The sequence below is a fragment of the Streptomyces sp. NPDC059010 genome (assembly GCF_042740355.1).
Classification (GTDB): Bacteria; Actinomycetota; Actinomycetes; order Streptomycetales; family Streptomycetaceae; genus Streptomyces.
In genome coordinates, this window is the sequence record NZ_JBHYJA010000022.1 from 66,426 (window position 1) to 85,557 (window position 19,132).

The 19,132-nt window shown below is 71.0% G+C and carries 19 protein-coding genes; 11 read left to right on the top strand and 8 right to left on the bottom strand.

Going from position 1 to position 19,132, the window contains the following annotated elements; translation table 11 throughout:
- The 3 genes from ACFWYS_RS24170 to ACFWYS_RS24180 all read left to right on the top strand — a co-directional run bounded on the left by ACFWYS_RS24170 (position 1) and on the right by ACFWYS_RS24180 (position 4,320).
- Positions 1 to 921, top strand: a complete 921-nt coding sequence (locus tag ACFWYS_RS24170; RefSeq protein ID WP_384772577.1) for a carbohydrate ABC transporter permease — start codon at positions 1 to 3, stop codon at positions 919 to 921.
- Positions 918 to 1,748 carry a carbohydrate ABC transporter permease gene (locus ACFWYS_RS24175; RefSeq protein ID WP_384772580.1) on the top strand — a complete coding sequence of 277 codons (831 nt, stop codon included), beginning with the start codon at positions 918 to 920 and terminating at the stop codon, positions 1,746 to 1,748. The genes ACFWYS_RS24170 and ACFWYS_RS24175 overlap by 4 nt, the downstream gene beginning before the upstream one ends.
- A 100-nt stretch (positions 1,749 to 1,848) precedes the next feature.
- The gene (locus tag ACFWYS_RS24180; protein ID WP_384772583.1) at positions 1,849 to 4,320 is read left to right on the top strand and encodes a CBM35 domain-containing protein; all 2,472 of its coding nucleotides are present in this window, start codon (positions 1,849 to 1,851) and stop codon (positions 4,318 to 4,320) included.
- Between the two features lie 55 nt (positions 4,321 to 4,375).
- Here the strand turns inward: ACFWYS_RS24180 and ACFWYS_RS24185 are convergent, their stop codons facing one another.
- The gene (locus ACFWYS_RS24185) at positions 4,376 to 4,906 is read right to left on the bottom strand and encodes a flavoprotein (protein ID WP_384772585.1); all 531 of its coding nucleotides are present in this window, start codon (positions 4,904 to 4,906) and stop codon (positions 4,376 to 4,378) included.
- Positions 4,907 to 4,946: 40 nt separating this feature from the next.
- On the bottom strand, positions 4,947 to 5,405 hold the full coding sequence (locus tag ACFWYS_RS24190) for a DUF1348 family protein (RefSeq protein WP_384772588.1): 459 nt from the start codon (positions 5,403 to 5,405) through the stop codon (positions 4,947 to 4,949).
- Between the two features lie 108 nt (positions 5,406 to 5,513).
- Here ACFWYS_RS24190 and ACFWYS_RS24195 point away from each other — a divergent pair, with 108 nt between their 5' ends.
- Positions 5,514 to 6,065 carry a TetR/AcrR family transcriptional regulator gene (locus ACFWYS_RS24195; RefSeq protein ID WP_384772591.1) on the top strand — a complete coding sequence of 184 codons (552 nt, stop codon included), beginning with the start codon at positions 5,514 to 5,516 and terminating at the stop codon, positions 6,063 to 6,065.
- Between the two features lie 108 nt (positions 6,066 to 6,173).
- Here ACFWYS_RS24195 and ACFWYS_RS24200 read toward each other — a convergent pair whose 3' ends face one another.
- Both ACFWYS_RS24200 and ACFWYS_RS24205 read right to left on the bottom strand, forming a co-directional pair.
- A complete protein-coding gene (locus ACFWYS_RS24200; RefSeq protein WP_272124940.1) occupies positions 6,174 to 6,398 on the bottom strand; it encodes a ferredoxin in 225 nt (74 codons plus the stop codon).
- Between the two features lie 12 nt (positions 6,399 to 6,410).
- Positions 6,411 to 7,619: a cytochrome P450 gene (locus ACFWYS_RS24205; RefSeq protein ID WP_384772594.1), complete on the bottom strand. Its 1,209-nt coding sequence runs from the start codon at positions 7,617 to 7,619 to the stop codon at positions 6,411 to 6,413.
- Positions 7,620 to 7,928: 309 nt separating this feature from the next.
- On the opposite strand from ACFWYS_RS24205, the gene ACFWYS_RS24210 reads away from it, so the two are divergent.
- Together ACFWYS_RS24210 and ACFWYS_RS24215 are read left to right on the top strand one after the other, a co-directional pair.
- Positions 7,929 to 8,555, top strand: coding sequence for a LysE family transporter (locus ACFWYS_RS24210; RefSeq protein WP_384772597.1), 627 nt, complete (start codon positions 7,929 to 7,931; stop codon positions 8,553 to 8,555).
- A 96-nt stretch (positions 8,556 to 8,651) separates the two neighbouring features.
- Positions 8,652 to 9,101, top strand: a complete 450-nt coding sequence (locus ACFWYS_RS24215) for a nitroreductase family deazaflavin-dependent oxidoreductase (RefSeq protein WP_384772600.1) — start codon at positions 8,652 to 8,654, stop codon at positions 9,099 to 9,101.
- Positions 9,102 to 9,164: 63 nt separating this feature from the next.
- Here the strand turns inward: ACFWYS_RS24215 and ACFWYS_RS24220 are convergent, their stop codons facing one another.
- Complete coding sequence (locus tag ACFWYS_RS24220) at positions 9,165 to 10,136, bottom strand: cation diffusion facilitator family transporter (RefSeq protein WP_384772603.1); 972 nt, start codon at positions 10,134 to 10,136, stop codon at positions 9,165 to 9,167.
- A 173-nt stretch (positions 10,137 to 10,309) separates the two neighbouring features.
- Between ACFWYS_RS24220 and ACFWYS_RS24225 the strand changes: the two genes are divergently transcribed.
- On the top strand, positions 10,310 to 11,323 hold the full coding sequence (locus ACFWYS_RS24225; protein WP_384772606.1) for a glutathione S-transferase family protein: 1,014 nt from the start codon (positions 10,310 to 10,312) through the stop codon (positions 11,321 to 11,323).
- A gap of 69 nt (positions 11,324 to 11,392) precedes the next feature.
- Positions 11,393 to 11,650 (top strand): DUF4235 domain-containing protein, encoded by a 258-nt coding sequence (locus ACFWYS_RS24230; RefSeq protein ID WP_384772811.1) that lies wholly within the window; start codon positions 11,393 to 11,395, stop codon positions 11,648 to 11,650.
- A gap of 75 nt (positions 11,651 to 11,725) precedes the next feature.
- Here ACFWYS_RS24230 and ACFWYS_RS24235 read toward each other — a convergent pair whose 3' ends face one another.
- From ACFWYS_RS24235 to ACFWYS_RS24245, 3 genes are all read right to left on the bottom strand, one after another.
- On the bottom strand, positions 11,726 to 12,118 hold the full coding sequence (locus ACFWYS_RS24235; protein ID WP_384772609.1) for a VOC family protein: 393 nt from the start codon (positions 12,116 to 12,118) through the stop codon (positions 11,726 to 11,728).
- 79 nt (positions 12,119 to 12,197) lie between these two features.
- Positions 12,198 to 12,665, bottom strand: a complete 468-nt coding sequence (locus ACFWYS_RS24240; protein WP_384772612.1) for a pyridoxamine 5'-phosphate oxidase family protein — start codon at positions 12,663 to 12,665, stop codon at positions 12,198 to 12,200.
- A complete protein-coding gene (locus tag ACFWYS_RS24245) occupies positions 12,662 to 13,438 on the bottom strand; it encodes a TetR/AcrR family transcriptional regulator (RefSeq protein WP_384772615.1) in 777 nt (258 codons plus the stop codon). Before ACFWYS_RS24245 ends, ACFWYS_RS24240 begins: the two co-directional genes overlap by 4 nt.
- A gap of 124 nt (positions 13,439 to 13,562) precedes the next feature.
- Here ACFWYS_RS24245 and ACFWYS_RS24250 point away from each other — a divergent pair, with 124 nt between their 5' ends.
- The 3 genes from ACFWYS_RS24250 (at position 13,563) to ACFWYS_RS24260 (ending at position 19,014) form a co-directional block, all read left to right on the top strand.
- On the top strand, positions 13,563 to 15,065 hold the full coding sequence (locus ACFWYS_RS24250) for an APC family permease (protein WP_384772618.1): 1,503 nt from the start codon (positions 13,563 to 13,565) through the stop codon (positions 15,063 to 15,065).
- 21 nt (positions 15,066 to 15,086) lie between these two features.
- On the top strand, positions 15,087 to 16,721 hold the full coding sequence (locus tag ACFWYS_RS24255) for an amidohydrolase (protein ID WP_384772621.1): 1,635 nt from the start codon (positions 15,087 to 15,089) through the stop codon (positions 16,719 to 16,721).
- A 610-nt stretch (positions 16,722 to 17,331) separates the two neighbouring features.
- On the top strand, positions 17,332 to 19,014 hold the full coding sequence (locus ACFWYS_RS24260) for a hypothetical protein (RefSeq protein WP_384772624.1): 1,683 nt from the start codon (positions 17,332 to 17,334) through the stop codon (positions 19,012 to 19,014).
- Positions 19,015 to 19,132 lie beyond the last annotated feature (118 nt).

The window sequence follows — 19,132 nt, forward strand, 5'->3', positions numbered from 1 at the left end:
ATGACTCATACGGTCGTACGCGCCAAGGACACGACGGTGACCGGGGCTCCGCGGAGCGCGGGGCGGCTGCCGCGGGCCGCCGTGCACCACCCCTGGTGGTTCGCGCTGCCCGCGATCGTCGTCTTCGCGGGGTTCTTCCTGGTACCGAACCTGCTCAACTTCTACTACCCGTTCACCGACTGGTCCTCGTACCACGCGGACATCGCCTTCACCGGCCTCGACAACTTCAGGACCGTCGCCGACGACGGCTCCCTGCTGCGCGCCATCCGCACGACGCTGCTGTACGCGCTGCTGGCGGCGCTGTTCCAGAACGCGTTCGGGCTGGTGCTCGCGCTGCTGCTGGAGCAGGACACCCGCTTCAACCGGTTCTTCCGGGCCGTGTTCTTCCTGCCGGTGCTGATCTCGGCGCTCGCCACCGGATATGTCTTCCAGGCCCTGCTCGACCAGGACGGGGTCCTCAACTCCGTGCTCGGCACGGACGTTCCGTGGCTGGGCTCGACCACGTGGACGCTGGTCGTGGTGACCCTCATCCACGGCTGGAAGTGGATGGGCCTGGCCATGCTGATCTATCTCGCCGGGCTCAAGGGCATCCCGGGCGACATGCTGGAGGCCGCCCGGATGGACGGCGCCGGGCCCTGGCGGACGTTCTGGTCGGTGCGGTGGCCGATGCTCGCGCCGGCCGTCACCTTCAACGTCACCACCGCGCTGATCGGTTCGATGAACACCTTCGACATCGTGCAGGCCACGACCGGCGGCGGGCCCGCGGCCGCCACGGAGGTCTTCAACATCTATATGTTCCGGATCTTCGGACAGGGCCTGTACGCCCAGGCGTCCGCGATGAGCCTCGTCCTCTTCCTGGTCGTGGTGGCGGTGGCGATCCCGCTGGTCGTCGGGTTGCGGCGAAGGGAGCAGCTGCTGTGACCCCGTCCACCGCCTGGCGCCACGGCCGCCCCGCGCTGGTCCTGCTGCTCGCCGCTCTGGCCGTCGGCGTACCGCTGTGGCTGGTCGCGGTCACCTCCGCCAAGCCGCAGGCGGAGGCCATCAAGCCCAACCTGGACCTGCCGCGGCACTGGCAGCCCGGCGGCAACTACGCGGACGCGGTGGGGCAGGGCGAGATGCTGCGCGGCCTCGTCAACTCCCTGCTCGTCGTGGTGCCGTCGGTGGTCCTCGTCCTGCTGCTCGGCGCGGGCGCCGCCTGGGTGTTCGCGCGCCGCAGGTCGAGGCTGGTCTCGGCGGCGTACGCGCTGTGCATCAGCGGGCTGCTGCTGCCGCCCGCCGTCATCACCATCGTGATGGAGCTGCGCCAGCTGGGCCTGGCCAACACCCGCCCCGGAATGGTCGCCGTCTACACCGGCATGTACCTGTCGACGTCGATCTTCTTCATGACCGGCTTCATCCGCGCCATCCCCATGGAACTGGAGGAGGCGGCCAGGATCGACGGGGCGACACCGGCGCGGATCTTCTGGCGGATCGTCCTGCCGCTGCTCCGGCCGGTGATCGCCACGGCGACGATCATGGTGATGCTCTACGCCTGGAGCGATGTCTTCTACGCGTTCTTCGTCCTCGGCGGCGGCCGGCGGGCGACCCTCCCGCTCAACCTCTACCAGGTCGCCAGCGCCCAGCTCTATCTGAACAACTGGCATCTCGTCTTCGCGTACGTCGTGGTGATGAGCCTGCCCATGGTCGCCGTCTTCCTCGTCGGCCAGCGAAAGATCGTGTCCGGAATCACCAGTGGAGCCGTCAAGTGACCGGAGGTCCAGCAGCGTGATCGCCCCCACCCGCACGAGATCCCGCACCGGAACCCGCACCAGAACCGCCTTGATAGCAGCCGTACTTGGAGTCACCGCCATGGCAGGCACCCTCCCCGCAGCCGCCGGATCCGCGTCCTCGGTCGACGCGCCCCAGCGCCTCTCCGTCGATCTCGCCGCCTCCGAGGGCCCGGTGATGCTCGGCGCCAACGGCTCGCTGTACGGGCTCAGCGACGACGGGGTGCCCAGCGACGCCGCCCTGGCGCCCCTGAAGATCACCAGCGTCTCGCAGAAACCGGAGGGCGGCGCCCAGCACCCCAACGGTGACGCGCTGACCGTCTCCAAGTCGTTCTTCCGCAACGGCGGCGGCGAGATCAACGTGATGATGCAGGACATCTACGCCAAGTGGCCGTACGAGGATCTCGGCATCGACGACTATCTCCCCAAGGTCGACAGGATCGCCAAGGAGATCGCGGCCGACCCGAACAGCGACCGCTTCGTCTACATCCCGTTCAACGAGCCCGACCAGATCTGGTACAAACTCGGCGTCGCCGACCAGGCGCAGTACGAGGCCAACCGGGACCGGTTCTTCAAGGACTGGAAGACGGTGTTCGAGCGCATCCGCGCGATCGACCCGGACGCACGCATCGCCGGCCCCAACGAGGCCGGCTACCACAGCCGTCTGCTGCGGGACTTCCTCGCCTTCGCCAAGCGCGAGAACGTCCTGCCGCAGATGATGACCTGGCACGAGCTGGGCTCCGGCTCCCTGCGGGACTTCCAGGCGCACTACGACGACTACCGCTCCCTGGAGCGGGCGGCGGGTATCGCGCCCCTGAAGATCAACATCGATGAGTACGCCAACCGCCGCGACCTGTCCGTACCGGGGCAGCTCGTGCAGTGGGTGTCGATGTTCGAGCGCAACAAGGTGTACGCCAACGCGGCCTACTGGGACGCGGCCGGCAACCTCAGCGGTCATGTCGTGCGCTCCAACATCCCCAACGGCGGCTGGTGGTTCTTCCGCTGGTACGCGGGCCTCACCGGTGACACCGTCAAGGTGACCCCGCCGCGCGCCGACACCGTCGACACCCTCCAGGGCCTGGCCTCCCTCGACATCTCGCGCCGCCAGGCCCAGGTGCTGCTCGGCGGCTCCGACGGCGACTCCGACGTCGTGGTGCGGGGCGTCTCCCGGTCCGTCTTCGGCCGTACGGTCACCGCGACCGTCGCCGAGGCTGCCTGGTCGGGCTACGAGGGACAGCACGCGACGCCGCGCGTCCTCGCCCGGACGAAGGTGAAGGTGGCGGACGACGGCACGGTGACCGTCCCGCTGCGCGGCATGCACAAGATGTCCGCCTACCGGATCGTCCTCACCCCGGGCGGCACCGGCAGCCCCTCCCCCGCCTCCGTCCCCTGGTCGGCGTCGTACGAGGCCGAGGACGCGGCCATCACCGGCGGCAAGGTCTACACCCAGGGCACGGTCGACAACGCCAACGGCTACGCGGCCTCCGGCACCAAGGACGTCGGCTCGCTCAACACGGCCACCAGCGAGGTCGGCTTCACCGTGACGGTCCCGCAGGACGGGACGTACGACCTGGCGATCCTCTACGGCAACCAGTCCGGCCGCCCCGCCACCCAGCGGCTGTCCGTCGACGGCGGCGCCCCGGTCACGGTCACCTACCCGTCCACCGAGAACTGGACCTACCGCGCCAAGAAGGACGTCGGCCTGACCCTGACCGCCGGCACCCACACGCTGACGCTGGCCAAGGGCGACGCCGAGGTCACGCTCGACCGCGTCGACCTGACCGCCCGCGGCGCGGTGCCCGCCGCACGCTACGAGGCCACGCTCGCAGACATCGGCGGCACCCCGTCGTACGACTACTCGTCCTCGGCCGGTGTGGGCACCGGTGCCCTCGTGCTGCGCTCCGGGGACAAGGCCGTGTTCGACGTCTACGCCCCGCGCGACGGCTACTTCACGGTCGTCCCGCAGGCCACGGCGCCCGTGCGGCTCGCGCTGCACGGGGAGACGGTGACGGCGCAGGCGGGCAAGCCGCTGCGGCTGTATCTGGTGGCCGGAAACAATCGCGTCACCCTGACCGCCCGGCACGCCGCCGTCCGCTCCCTCGACGTCTCGGGCGACGGCTCGACCGCGGGCACGCTCTCCTACGAGGCCGCCTCGGCGACCCTCGCGGGCGGCGCGGCACTGGTCGACTCGCCGTATGCGTCCGGCGGTTCCTTCATCGGCTCGCTCGGCAACAGCCCCGGGGGCACCGCCGCGTTCACGGTGGACGCGCCCCGCTCCGGCCGCTACGTCCTGGTCGTCCACTACGCCCACAACGACCGGCGGGACAACGGCCACGCCTACAACACGGACATCATGTCCCGTACGGCGGACATCACGGTCGGCGGCGGGGCGCCACGCACGGTCACCTTCAAGAACACCTGGAGCCAGGACGACTACTGGACGCTGGGCGTCCCCGTCGACCTGAAGAAGGGGTCCAACACGGTGACGTTCGGGAACGCGAGCGCGTGGGCGCCGAACATCGACCGGATCGAACTGGGCCGGGTCGTCGGCTGACGATCCCGTTTCCCGGGCCGGGCGGTGGCCCCGAGACCCCTGTCGGGGTGCGGGGTCACCGCTCCAGCAGTTCCAGCGCCCGTTCCCACCCGAACTCCGGCCGCCCGCCGTCCTCGCCCGGCTCACCGGTGTACGGCTCCCCGAAGCGCACGCCCATCCCGCGCAGCCGTATCAGGCTGTCCTGGTACGCGGGATGGGCGGCCAGCGCGTCGGCCACGCACGGCAGGACGGCGATGGGGACGCCGAGGCCGTACGCCTCGCACAGGGTGCCCAGGGCGAGGGTGTCGGCTGTGCCGGCGGCCCATTTGTTGAGCGTGTTGAAGGTGGCCGGGGCGACGACGACGGCGTCGGGCGGCGGGAAGGGGCGGGGATCCGCGGGCGTGCGCCAGGCCGACCGGATGGGGCGGCCGGTGAGGGCCTCGACGGCGCGGGTGTCGAAGAAGCCGTTCATGGCGACCGGGGTCGCGATGACGCCGACCTCCCAGTCCCGCTCCTGGGCGGCGGTGATCAGCTTGCTGACGTCCGCGGCGATCCCGGCGGCGCAGACGACGACGTAGAGGAAGGGCTTGCGGGCGTGTTCGGTCACCCGCGAACCCTACTCACGGCACTCGACGCGCCAAGCGGACCTAGCGGACCGGGAAGGACAGCCCGCGCTCGTTCTCGGGGCGCGAGCCGAGGATGCGGCGCTCCTCCTCCTCGATCGGCACGTCGTTGATGCCGGCCTCGCGGCGGGTCATCAGGCCGTGCTCGTCGAACTCCCACAGCTCGTTGCCGTACGACCGCCACCACTGGCCCTCGGCGTCCCGGCACTCGTACTGGAAGCGGACCGCGATGCGGTTGCCGTCGAAGGCCCACAGGTCCTTGCGCAGCGCGTACTCCAGCTCGCGCGCCCACTTCGCGGTGAGGAGCTCGACGATCTCGGCGCGGCCGGTGACGAAGGTGTCGCGGTTGCGCCACACCGAGTCCTCCGAGTAGGCGAGCGCGACCTTGTGCGGGTCGCGGGTGTTCCAGGCGTCCTCGGCGGCCTGCACCTTCTGTGCGGCGCTCTCGCGGGTGAACGGCGGCAGGGGCGGGCGGTCGGTCATGTCATCCTCCGGTGCCGAAACGGCGGTACGAGTAAGGGAGAACGCGCGTTCTCCACATGGCTGCTACCGTAGGAGAACGCACGTTCTCGCGTCAAGGAGTGGTCGTTCATGGACAGCGCAACAGCCCGGGAGCAGGCGCTGGACGCCGCGGAGAAGCTGTTCTACGGGCGCGGCATACAGTCCGTCGGCATGGACGACATCCGGGGCGCCTCCGGGGTCTCCCTCAAGCGGCTCTACCAGCTGTTCCCGGCGAAGGAGCAGCTGGTGGAGGCCTATCTGGAGCGGCGTGACGTGCGCTGGCGCGGCGGGCTCGCCGCCCATGTGGAGCGGGTGCCGGACCCCGAGGGGCGGATCCTGGCCGTCTACGACTGGCTGGAGGAGTGGTTCGGCGAGGCGGACTTCCGCGGGTGCGCCTGGATCAACTCGTACGGCGAGCTGGGCGCCCGGTCGGAGCGGGTGGCGGACCAGGTGCGGGCACACAAGCGGGCGTTCCGTGACTACCTGGCCTCACTGGTGGCCGGGGCGGGGCTGCCGGAGGCACTCACCGGGCCGCTGTATCTGCTGGCCGAGGGTGCCATGGTCACGGCGGGCATCACGGGCGGTACGCGCCCTGCGGCACAGGCGCGGGAGGCGGCGCGGTCGCTGCTGGCGGCGCGTTGAGAGCCCGCGTCGCGGCGCGGGCGGGGATTTCGCACCGGCTCTGCGGCCGGGCCCGGCACGAGGTGCGGGACCCGGCCACGGCTCGGGCGTGGGGTGAGGTGGCCGGTGTCAGCTCCCCTCTTCCGACACGGTGATGGCGCTGACCGGGCAGGACCGGGCGGCCTCCCGCACCATCGGGTCGCCGCCGCCGTCCTCCCGGCCGGGCAGCAGGGTGCTGAAGCCGTCGTCGTCCTGGGTGAAGACGGACGGGGCGGCGAGGGCGCACTGGCCGGCGCCGATGCAGACGTCGTGGTCGATGTGGATGTCGAGTGTCTCGCGCGTTTCGTTGTGCATGACCGGAGCCTCTTACCAGGTCACGGGGAGTTCCAGCATCCCCTGGATCGTGTCGCCGGGTTTGAACGGGATTTCCTCCGCGGGGACGGCAAGGCGCAGGGTCGGCAGCCGGGTGAAGAGGGTACGCAGGGCGATCTCCATCTCGGCGCGGGCCAGGTTCTGGCCGAGGCACTGGTGGATGCCGAAGCCGAAGGCGACGTGATGGCGGGTCGGGCGGTGCCAGTCCAGGCTGTCCGGCTCGGCGTACACGTCCTGGTCGCGGTTGATGACCGACGTCGAGAAGACCACGCCTGAGCCCGCCGATATCGTCTGCCCGTCCACCTCGATGTCCTCGACGGCGACCCGCAGCAGCCCGTCGGCGATCGACAGCATCCGCATCAGCTCCTCGACCGCGGCGGGCGTCAGCCCCGGGTCGGCGCGCAGCTCGGCCAGGCGGTCGGGGTGCTGGAGGAGGGTGAAGGTGCCCAGGGAGATCATGTTGGCGGTCGTCTCGTGGCCGGCGACCAGCAGGATGGTGGCGAGGGCGATGAGCTCCTCGCGGTCCAGCGCGCCGTCGCGCAGCTGATGGTGGACGAGGTCGTCCAGGACGCCGTCACCGGGCTCCGACTGCTTCTGCTTCCGGTCGATCAACTCGCCGAAGTACACCTCCAGTCGGTCACGGGCGTCCATGGTGTCCTCGGCCGTGGGGCCGCGCAGCAGGCGTCGTGACTGTCCCTCGAAGAAGTCGTGGTCGGCGTAGGGCACGCCGAGCAGGGCGCAGATGACCATCGAGGGCACGGGCAGCGCGAAGGCGCTGACCAGCTCCGCGGGCGCACCCTGGTCGATCATCGCGTCGATCCGTTCGTCCACGATGCGCTGGATCTCCGGGCGCAGCTCGGCGGCGCGTCGAAGCGTGAAGCTGGGGACCATCATCCGTCGCTGGACCCGGTGTTCGGGGTCGTCGACGCCCAGCAGCGCACTCTTGCGCTTGACGAGCCCCGCGAACCGCGCGGTGGGCGCGGGGAACTCGGGCCGGGTGCGGTCGGAGGACAGCCGCGGGTCGGCCAGCAGGGTGCGGGCGAGGCCGTGACCGGTGACAAGCCAGACCTCGCGGCCGTCGTAGAGGGTGATGCGGGCCAGCGGGCGGGTGTCGCGCAGCGGGTCGTAGGCGGTGGGCGGGTGGTACGGACAGGTGCGGTTCTGAGGAAAGGCGACGGTGTGCGGTGCCGTCATGTCCGTCATGGAAGACCTCGCAGACGAAGAGTACGTCGTACCGATCTTCATTAGATGCCTGGGGCATCTACCAGGGCGACGCCAAGTTCGGCCACATCAGGCATCCGGGCAATCTGGCCGGGGATCGTCGTACAGGGCTTCGATCTCGGGGGCGGCCGGCCTGCTCCGCGAAGAAATTCGCTTGTCGGCGGGCTGTCGCCACCCGCAGAATCCGGCCATGCCCACGACCTTCGCCTTCCTGCCGCCGACCGTCGCCGTTTCCGCCGCGCGGTCCCAGCAGCAGTCCGGCCGACCGTGGGGGCCGACGCTTCCCACGTCATGACCGGCGCGCTCGTCGCGGGGCTGGTCGCGGGCTACGGCATCGCCGTCCCGGTCGGCGCGGTCGCGGCCTACCTGGTCTCCCTCACCGCCCGTACGTCCCTGCGGACCGGGGTCTGCGCCGCGCTCGGCGTCGCGACCGCCGACGGGCTCTACGCCCTGGTGGCAGCCCTCGGCGGTGCCGCGCTCGCGGCCGGGCTGCGTCCGGTCCTGGTGCCGCTGCGCTGGGCCTGCGCCCTGGTGCTGGCGATCCTCGCGGTACGCGGCGCGATCACCGCCGTACGCCACTACCGCGCCCAGCGCCTCACCACCGGCGCCACGCCCCCTCCTCCCCCGAGCCCGGCGCGCGCCTATCTGGCGCTGCTCGGCATCACGCTGCTGAACCCGACGACCGTGATCTACTTCGCCGCCCTGGTCCTCGGCACCCGCGCGACGGATGCCGTATCCCCCATGGAGCAGGGCGTGTTCGTGCTGGCCGCGTTCACCGCGTCGGCGAGCTGGCAACTGCTGCTCGCCGGGGGCGGGGCGCTGCTGGGGCGGGTGCTGACCGGGCGCCGGGGGCGGTTGGTGACGGCGCTGGTGTCCGGCGGCGTGATCCTGACGATGGCCGTGCGGATGCCGGTGTAGGCGCCGCAGGATGATTTCCGCACGTACCGGTGTTCACGTACCGGTGTTGAGAACAGACGCCAGTCAGCGCCCGGACACGACGAATGGGACGATGCCATGCCTCTAGACGGTGAGTACGAGCCCAGCCCCACCAAATGGGTCCGCGACCAGGTGGAGTTGTACGAGAGCTCCGGCGGCACCCAGGGGACGACCCTCATGAACACGGGGATGCCGGTGATCCTGCTCACGACCCGGGGTGCCAGGAGCGGGAAGATCCGCAAGACGCCGCTGATGCGCGTCGAGCACGAGGGGCGTTATGCCGCGGTGGCCTCGCTGGGCGGGGCGCCCCAGCACCCGGTCTGGTACCACAACGTCAAGGCCGACGCCCGGGTGGAGCTTCAGGACGGCCCGGTGAAGCGCGACATGAAGGCCCGCGAGATCACCGGCGCGGAGAAGGCCGAGTGGTGGGAGCGTGCCGTCGCGGCATATCCGGCGTACGCCGACTACCAGGACAAGACGGACCGGGTGATCCCGGTCTTCGTGCTGGAGCCGTTCGACGAGGCCTGAGCAGGGCTTCGGAAATTTTTTCCACCAAGACGCATGAACCTGAGTTCGTAGGGCACACGTGCGTCAGGCCCCGCCGCGCTCCCCCGTCGCGGCGGGGCTTCCCTGTGCCTCGCGGGCGGAGCGTTCGGTCACGTCGAGGAAGACCTGGTCCGCCTCGGCGACGCTGCGGCCGATGGACCGCTTGATGCGGACGGCGACCTCCTCGACCTGTTCGCTGTCGAGGCCGGGCACCAGATCGACACGGGCCGCCACCAGGGCGGTCTCCAGGCCCGTCTTCATGGTGAACAGCGCCTCCACGCTGTCGATCTCCGGCTGCTCCTCCAGCAGGGCGCGGATCTCGGCGTCGGCCTCGGGATCGGCGGCCTCCCCGATCAGCTGGTCACGGGCGTCGCGGCCGAGCCGGTAGGCGACGTACACGAGCAGCGCGCCGATCGCGAGCGAGGCGGACGCCTCCCAGACGACCTGCCCGGTCACCATGTGCAGCGCCATGCCGCCGAAGGCCAGGGTCACACCGAGCACCGCCGTGGCGTCCTCGGCGACCACCGTGCGCAGGGCCGGGTCGCGCAGGCCCTGCGACACACCGCCCTGGCGGCGTACCTGGTACAGCGCCCGCACCAGCGACGCGCCCTCCGCGACGAAGGCGACCCCGAGCACGACCATGCCCGCCACATAGCCGCTGAACTGCTCCTCGGCGCCGCCGCGCAGCGCCTCGAAGCCCTGGAAGAAGGAGAAGCAGCCGCCCATCACGAAGATGCCGACGGCCGCGAGCAGCGACCAGAAGAACCGCTCCTTGCCGTAGCCGAACGGGTGGCGGGCGTCGGGGGGACGGCGGCTGCGGCGCAGCGCGGCCAGCAGGAAGATCTCGTTCATGCTGTCCGCCACGGAGTGCGCCGCCTCCGACAGCAGCGCGGGTGACTGGGCGAGGACTCCGCCGACCGCCTTGGCGACGGCGATGACGAGATTGGCCGCGAGGGCCACCAGAACGGTGACACGGGTCCTGCGGTCCGCCTTCGGTGCCTTGGACGTGCTGCTCACTCACGCCGACTGCCCCGGTCGCCCCGGCTCACACGGCGCCGACGGCGGAAATCGGGGAACCCGGGGATCCGGCGAGATCCGGAATTCCGCGGAATGCGAGGGATCCGGCCAGATCGGGGAACCCGGCGTTGGACAAGGACGCGTGACGGCGTACGGCAGAGAGGAGCGCGATCATGAGCGGCGGGGGCAACACCGCCTACGGCAAGAAGCCCTTCGAGCGGTCGAAGGCCCACTTCACGGACCGGATCACCGCGGACGGCAGGGACGGCCGGCCGGTGGCGGCGGGCCGCTACCGGCTGGTGGTCAGCCGTGCCTGTCCGTGGGCGAGCCGGGCGGTGATCTCCCGGCGGCTGCTCGGCCTGGAGGACGCCCTGTCCATGGCGATCGCCGACCCGATCCAGGACGACCGCAGCTGGCGCTTCACCCTGGACCCCGGCGGCCGTGACCCGGTGCTCGGCATCCGCTTCCTCAGCGAGGCCTACGACCGGCGGGAGACCGGCCACCCGGGCGGGGTGAGCGTGCCCGCGATCGTGGACGTACCGAGCGGGACGCTAGTCACCAACGACTACGAGCGGATCACGCTCGACCTCGCCACCGAGTGGACGGCCCTGCACCGCGACGGCGCGCCCGACCTCTATCCGAAGGCGCTGCGGGACGAGATCGACGGTGTGATGGCCGATGTCCACGAGGACGTGAACAACGGTGTGTACCGGGCGGGCTTCGCCACCGGCCAGGAGGAGTACGAGGGGGCGTGCGCGCGGCTGTTCCGGCGCCTGGAGCTGCTTGCGGAGCGGCTGGCCGGGCAGCGCTATCTGGTCGGCGACACGATCACCGAGGCGGATATCCGGCTGTTCACCACGCTGGTCCGCTTCGATGCCGTCTACCACGGTCACTTCAAGTGCAACCGCTGGAAGCTGACGGAGAATCAGGTCCTGTGGGCGTACGCCCGCGACCTCTACCAGACGCCGGGATTCGGTGACACCGTCGACTTCGACCACATCAAGCGGCACTACTACCGGGTGCACAGCGGCATCAACCCGACCGGCATCGTGCCCCTCGGGCCGGATCTGTCGGGCTGGCAGGCACCGCACGGCCGGGAGAGGCTGGGCGGCAGGCCGTTCGGCGACGGGACGCCGCCCGGGCCGGTCCCGGCGGCCGAGGAAGTCCCCGCCCGGGGGCGGCCCTGACAGCAAGGAGGCGGCCACGTGGCCAAGAGGACGAAGAAGAAGCTGAAGCTGCCCCTGGCCTACAAGCCCATGGGATTCGCGCTGGGCTGGGCGAGCGGCACCCTGGCCGGGCTCGCCTTCCGCAAGACGTGGACGGCGCTACGGCACGAGGACGACGCCCCCGACGCGCTGGACCGGGACCGCGGCTGGGGCGAGATCCTGCTGGCGGCCGCGGTCCAGGGCGCCCTGTTCGCGGTGGCACGCAGCGTGGCGGACCGCACGGGCGCGAAGGCGATCGAGCGTTCGACGGGGGTGTGGCCGGTCAGCGAGAAGGGCGGGCGTGACTGACAGCACTCAGAGCATCCTCAGGGAGCATCTTCAGGCCGACGCGGAGCACCTTCGGACCGACCGGCACGACGACTCTCAGCCGTGCTTCGGTGCCGTGGCGGCCGAGCGGCGCAGGGTGAAGGAGTGGCCGGCCGGGTCGGCGTAGCCACGCTCCTCGTACGGGCCCGATGCCTCCCTCGTGTCCAGGGGACGGCCGCCGAGCCCGACGATCCGGCGCTCGGCCGCGTCCAGGTCCTCCACCGCGAAGTCCAGATGGGCCTGGAGGGAGTTCTCGGGGCGAGGCCAGCTCGGCGGGGTCGCGTTCATGTCGCGGCGGAACGCGAGCCGGGTGCCGTCGGCGCCCCTGATCTCGACGCGGTTGGCGGTCGCGTCCGTCTGCTCACCCTCCAGCAGTTCCGTGTAGAACACGGCGAGTTTCTCGGGTTCGGCGCAGTCGAGCACCACGAAGCCCGCTTTCACCAGTGCCATGGTTCCTCCGCAGGGTCCTGGGCGCGGGACGGTCCTGCCCCCTCGCCCTGTCCCCCACGGGTGTCCCGGTCGGGCGGTTTCAGTCCGCCACCAGCCACTTCCCGTCCCGCATCAGCTCCCGCCCGTCCAGTTCACCGGCCTCGCGCCAGGCCTGCACCCGGTCCGGGCGGACACGGAAGTACAGGTAGGGCGTGGTGAGCCGGCGCGGGTCGAAGCCGGTCTTGGCCGCGAAGCGGTCGGCCTCCTCCGGGGGCAGCTGGGCAGGGGCCACCAGCGTGTCCACCGTGCCCTCGATCATGACGACGTCGCGGGTCGGTCCGATCCCGATGCGCGCCCGTCCGGTCATCCTCAGGTTCCGGCCCGTCTGGCTGTTGGTCGGCGTGGCCAGCAGCAGGGTCGAGCCGTTCCAGAGGAAGGAGAGCGGGACGAGATACGGCACGCCGCCGTCCACCTCGGCCGTGGCGACCCACGCGTCCTGGTCGTGCTCCAGACGGTGCAGGGTGTCCTGCTTGCGCTGTTCGGCGGGGCGTGCGGGCGGCGGGGTCATCGGCGTACGGCCTCCCTTGATGCGGTGGTGACGGATGTGTCCAGTGTGGCCGCCGGGTGGCCGGTCTCGGAGCTGATTTCGGCCAGTCGAGCCGCCGCGGCACTGAGCAGCAGGTCCAGGGCGGCCGGGTACGAGCTGCGTGGCATGTCCGCCACGAGATGGCGGGCGGTGGCGGCGATGTGCGGGTGGGTGTCGGCGGGCAGCCGCGCGTAGGTCGAGCGCCAGACCGCCGCCTCCGCATCCCGGGCGGCCTTCGGCATCGCCGCGCTCGCCGAGTCCAGGGCGCCGTGGGCGAGGGCCTGGTCGACGAAGGCGTGGTAGATCCGCACCGCCTCGGCGTCGGGGAACCCGGCGCCGCGCAGTACGCCGAGGATGGTCTCGACGGCCTGGATCTCGTACGCCCGCCCGGTCACCCGGTAGGAGCTGAGCACCGCCGCCCGGGGGTGCGCGAGGGCCCCCGCGTGCATACGCAGGCCGAGATCCCGCAGGTCGGCGCGCCAGTCGCCGGTGGGGCGCCAGGTGCGCAGGGTTCGGCCGATGAGTTCGTCGGCGATGGCGAGCATCAGGTCGTCGGTGTGCCGGAAGTACCGGTACAGCGAGCTGGGGTCGGCGCCGAGGGCGCGGCCGAGGCGGCGTACCGAGAGGGCGTCCGCGCCGTGCTCCTCGATCAGTCTGAGGGCCGTCTCGACGATCAGTTCCCCGGACAGGACGACGCCCTGCTTGGTGGGGCGCCTGCGCTGCCGGGCGGCGGGCGGGACGACGCGCTCGCTCATGGACTGCCTCCCTCGGGCCGGTGCCCGCACCTTACGACAACAGTGTTGACCTGTTAACCCCCCGGACAGTTTCATGTCCGCTCATCGGGGCCGTCCAGGCCCCCGGTGCGAGCGGAGACCGGCCATGTCCGACCAGCAGCCCTACACCGTCGACCCGCCGCGGCCCGAGCTGCGCAAGTCCCTCGGCGTCCTGGACGGCATCGCCATCGCCGCCTCCAGTACGGCCGCCACCACCAGCATCGGCATCGGGCTCGGCGTCACGGCCGGCGTGGTCGGCCTGCATCTGCCGGCCATCATGCTGCTGGCGTTCCTGCCGGTCCTCGGCATCGCGGGCGCCTACTCACGGCTCAACAAGGTCGAGCCGAACGCGGGCAACGGCTATGTGTGGGTGGGCCGTTCGCTCACCCCCTGGCTGGGCTTCATGGTCGGCTGGGTGAACATCGTCGCGGTGGTGGCGTTCCTCGCGTACACCACCGCGGTCACCGGCTCGGCGCTGCTCCAGCTCGCGGGTGACGCCGGGCTGCACCGGGTGGGCGGCCTCGCGCTGGACCCGGGTTCCACCGCGCAGACCACGGCGGTCGGCATCGCGGTCCTGGTGGCGGTCACCCTGACCGCCGTGACCGGCGTCCGCACCGCCGCGCGCCTGCAGGCCGGACTGCTGGTCTTCGAGTACGTCGTCCTGCTGGGCTTCTGCGGATACGGCATCGTCACCGGCCCGCACGACTTCAGCCTGAGCTGGTTCGACCCGTTCGCGATCCCTTCGGCAACCGCGCTCGCGCAGGGCCTGCTGCTGTCGGTGTTCTGCTACTGGGGCTTCGAGTCGGCGTTCACCGTCAACGAGGAGGTCCGTGACCCGCGCGACGCGTCCCGGGCCGGGATCACCACCCTGTTCAGCATGCTGGGGCTGTTCCTGCTCGGCTCGGTCGCCTTCCAACGCGTCCTGACCGAGAAGGAGTTGGTCGGCCACGGCCCCGAGGGCCTCGCCTTCTTCGGCGAGCGGCTGGCCGCCCAGCCGTGGGCGGCGCTCCCGCTGATCGCCCTGATGTTCTCTGCGGTGGCCTCGCTGCAGGCCGGGGTGATTCCGACGGCCCGGGGAATGTTCGCGATGAGCCGGGACCGTACGCTCGGGCCGGTGTGGTCCAAGGTCAGCCCGCGGTACGGCACTCCGGCCGTCGGCACGGTACTGATCGGTGCGCTGGCGGCGATGGTCGCGGCACTCGCGCTGGTCATCCCACGCCTGGCCGACATGATCATGGCGACCGTGAACGCGGTGGGCATCGTGGTCGCCCTGTCGTACGCCCTCACCGCCCTCGCCGCCGCCGTCCGCTTCCGCGCCCTGCTGCGCGAGGACTGGTGGCAGGGGGTGCGCGCGGTGGTCCTGCCCACGCTGAGCGCGCTCGCGCTGCTCGGTCTCGGCGGCTATCTGGGCTGGTCGTTCTACACCTCCGCCGACCACTTCGAGGTCAGCGCGGACAACGGGTGGTTCCTGCTGTCCACTCCCCTGGCGATGATCGCGTCCGGCTTCGTGGCCGCCGCGTGGGCCCGGTGGGTGCGCAGGTCGCCGTACTTCCAGACCGGCAAGGGCACCGACTCCGACGCGCCCCAGCTGCTCGCCACCTCTCGCTGACTCCCGACCAGGAAAAGGAACATGTACGCAGATCTCCTCTTCACCGGCGGCCCCGTCCTCACTCCCGAGGGCCGTACCGCGACCGCCGTGGCCGTCACCGGCGAGCGCATCACGGCCGTAGGGCGCGAGGAGGTGCACGATCTCGCCGGACAGCGGACCGAGGTGGTGGACCTCGCCGGGCGGCTGCTGCTGCCGGGCTTCCAGGACGCGCATGTGCATCCGGTGCCGGCCGGGCTGGAGCTCACCCAGTGCGATCTGACGGGTACGAGGACGGCGGACGAGTCGCTCGCCGCGGTGCGGGCGTACGCCGACGCGCACCCGGAGCGGGAGTGGATCACCGGCGGCGGCTGGTCGATGGAGGCGTTCGAGGGCGGTACGCCGACGAAGGAGCTGCTGGACGCGGTGGTGCCGGACCGGCCGGTGTATCTGCCCAACCGGGACCATCACGGCGCCTGGGTCAACAGCCGTGCCCTCGCGCTGGCCGGCATCACGCGCGACACGCCCGACCCGGCCGACGGGCGGATCGACCGGGACGCCTCCGGTGAGCCGAGCGGAACCCTTCAGGAGGGGGCGATGCAGCTGGTGGGGCGGCTCACCCCGCCCGCCACGCAGGCCGACCGGGTGGCGGCCCTGCTGCACGCACAGCGGCGTCTGCACGCGCTCGGCATCACCGCCTGGCAGGACGCGCTGGTCGGCGAGTTCCTCGGCATGGACGACCCGTCGCAGGCGTATCTGGCGGCCGCGCGGGACGGCTCGCTCACCGCGCGTGTCGTGGGCGCGTTGTGGTGGGACCGTGAGCGCGGCGCCGAGCAGATCCCCGAACTGGCCGAACGGCGGGAGGCGTTGAGCCACGGCCGGTTCCGCGCGACCAGCGTCAAGCTGATGCTGGACGGCGTCGCCGAGACCGGAACCGCCGCGCTGGTGGATCCCTATCTCGACAAGTGCGGCTGCGCCACCGCCAACCGGGGCACCAGCTTCATCGACCCGGAGCAACTGCCCAAGTACGTGACCGAGTTGGACGCGCTCGGCTTCCAGTGCCACTTCCACGCCCTCGGCGACCGGGCCGTACGCGACGCGCTGGACGCGATCGAGGCCGCGCGCGGCGCGAACGGGCCTAGCGACACGCGGCCCCACCTCGCCCATCTCCAGGTCGTCCAGCCCGCCGACGTACCGCGATTCGCGCGGCTCGGGGCGGTCGCGAACATCCAGCCCCTGTGGGCCGCGCACGAGCCGCAGATGGACGAGCTGACGATTCCGTTCCTGGGTCCCGAACGGGCCGCGTGGCAGTACCCGTTCGGCGCCCTGCTGCGCTCCGGTGCCCGGCTCGCGGCGGGCGGCGACTGGCCGGTGAGCAGCCCCGATCCGCTGCACGGCATCCATGTGGCGGTCAACCGGGTGGCACCGGGCGGCGGCGACACGCCGGTCTTCCTGCCCGGCGAACGCATCGGACTCGCCGAGGCGTTCGCCGCCTACACGGCGGGCTCGGCGTATGTGAACCACCTGGACGACACGGGCGAGGTGCGGGTCGGCGCGCTGGCCGATCTCGTGGTGCTCGACCGCGATCCGTTCGACGGGGCGGCTGAGGCGATCGGCGACACGCGGGTCGCGCAGACGTATGTGGGGGGCGCGCGAGTATACGCAGCTCAAGAGGCATAGGCAGTAACGGACATCACGGTGAGGTCACGCGTAGATCATTTACGCTCTGGGAAGTCTCGTAGCGCTTCGCGGTTCAATTTTCGGCCATAGAAGCTGAGTTCGAGTGCACGGGTGGCCAATTCGGCCGCCCGTTCGCAGGGCGGGGGGAGTCTTTTTCGCCGTCTCCCGGAAGGAAGCGCATGCCTCAGGACGTCACGTTCGATCTCCCCTTCGACACCCCCGGCAGCAGACATCTGGAGTAAGGGCAGGCCGTTCACGCCAAGGCCGGCGGTGCCGAGGATGAATCCGCCGTGGACGAGCGGCTCGCCGCGTTCGAGAACCGAACGGGCCCGGGGCGGTTCGCCCGCCACGGGCAGCTAGGCGATCCGCTCCACTTTCCCGGCTGCCGACACAGCAGCCGTACCCCTCGCGGTCGTTCGCCGCAGGAGCCCGAGCCGGTCGTGCGAGTCCGGCTTGTTGGGCGAGGCCTCGCGGAAGGCGCAGAAGACCCCCAGATACGACCGGCCAACAACCACGGTCGATCGGTTCCGTTGTCATGACCACAGCTTGTTGGGAGACCGGTGTGAAATCACGAGTCGTTGATGCTGCTCCGAAGGCGTCCGCCGACAGCTTGATCCCGGCGCAGCCAAGCGCCCGGCTCCAGCCCACGGAGGCGGGGCACGCCCTGGCCCGCCTCTTCGCGGAACGCGCCAAGGGGAGCACGGAGGAGCACCGAAGGCTCCAGCACGCCGCTCAGCAGCGACTGGACGCACTCGGATCCCCGCACACCGGCACCACGCTGCAGGTGGCGGGAGCCGTCCATCTGGCGCAGCCGGCGTTCCTCCCGCCCGATGAGGAGGGCCAGGCCAGGTTGAGGCGCCTCGACACCAGCCTGAGCCTGATCGAAACAGCCTTCCCCGAGGTCAGCACCGATGTCGAGGTCTGCCGACTGACGTGCACGATGCTGGAAGGGGTCTGGCGGAGCCGGGCACTCGCCCCGCCGCGCGAGGAAGGCCGGACGGACGTCTGCGACTGCCCGATGTGCCTTCGGCTGCCCACGCCCCCCGCACGCACGCTGGATGACTACAGTTGGCGGCAGAGCGCCGGTCGTCCCCTCACCGTCAAGACCTGGCCGTACCGCGACGAACTCGACAGTGTCCTGACCGCCGGATGGTCCTTGGTCCGGCAGATGAACGACCTCGACCGAGACCTCGGCCTGCGCCACTCCTTCGAGGACGACATCCTCCTCTTCCACGAGTACAAGCGCGTGATCGACACCATCGACACCGAGCGCCTCACCCAACTCGTCGAAGGCCGCCTGGCCGAGAGCTTCAGCACCAACAGCGCACGTGCCCTGGTCTGCGGAATCTTCGCGGCCTATAAGCGATCCGTCGACGAGTACTGGCTCCAGCAGCACGACGCGGGCAGCATCACGCTCCCCCAGACCAACCCGCACAGCCAGAGCACCTACTCACTCCTGCAGATGATGGACTGCCTGTTCTGGCACGTCTCACCCGACACCGAACTCTGGCAGGAGGAACACCTCGCCTCCCTGCTGCTGTGCCGCGTCGTCGACGACATGACCGACGTACGAGCCGACGCCCTCACCGGCGAGATAAGCAACTTCTGGCTCGCCGACATACCCACCCACACCAAGGCGCTCTACGCCGCCTCCGCCATCGCCATCATCAAGTACAGCTGCCTGCCCGAGGCGCGTCCCTCCAGGTGGAACACCTGGCTGATGTCCAGCACCATCGTCTGGATGGCGCTGACGGGCCGCCACGCGCTGTGGTTCGACGGCATCACCGAGGGCCTGCCCCCGGCCGAGGACTGCCCGCTGTGCGACCTGCAGCCCAACGCATGCACCGGCATCCTCACCGAGGGCACCACGCTCACCTTCGCCCCGCGGCCCACCGCGCCGGAGCTGAGCACCCGGGCCGCCCTGCTGTCCGCACGCTGCCGAGCCGAACACCCCCGGGCGTGGCCCCTCTTCGACGCCGAGCTCCGCGCCTTCGAAGCACTGCACGGCCCCTGGTACGGCAACGTCGACGGCACCTGGGAGATCCTGCGCCGCACCTACGTCGCCGCCGTGGAGGCATCCGGCGCCGCACCGTCCACGGAGCGCGCTCGTGAAATCCAACAAGACGCCGGCGTGGTCGGATCCGAACAGCTCTACAACCTGTACGAGCCTCAGACCGGGAGGGAGGACACCGCGCTGCTCTCCTACATGTTCGGCTGCGCCCACCCGCATTTCCTCTGGAACGCCACGGGGTACCGTCCCACGGGCGTCGAAGGCGACTGGCTCGACGGCTGACGCCCGGCCAGACGGGGGGGGGGGGCGGGGGGGGGTGGGGGGGGGCGGGGGGTGGCGAACCAACGGGGGGGGGAAAGAGCGAGAGGGAACGCGAGCCCCCCCGCAGGCGCGGACCCGC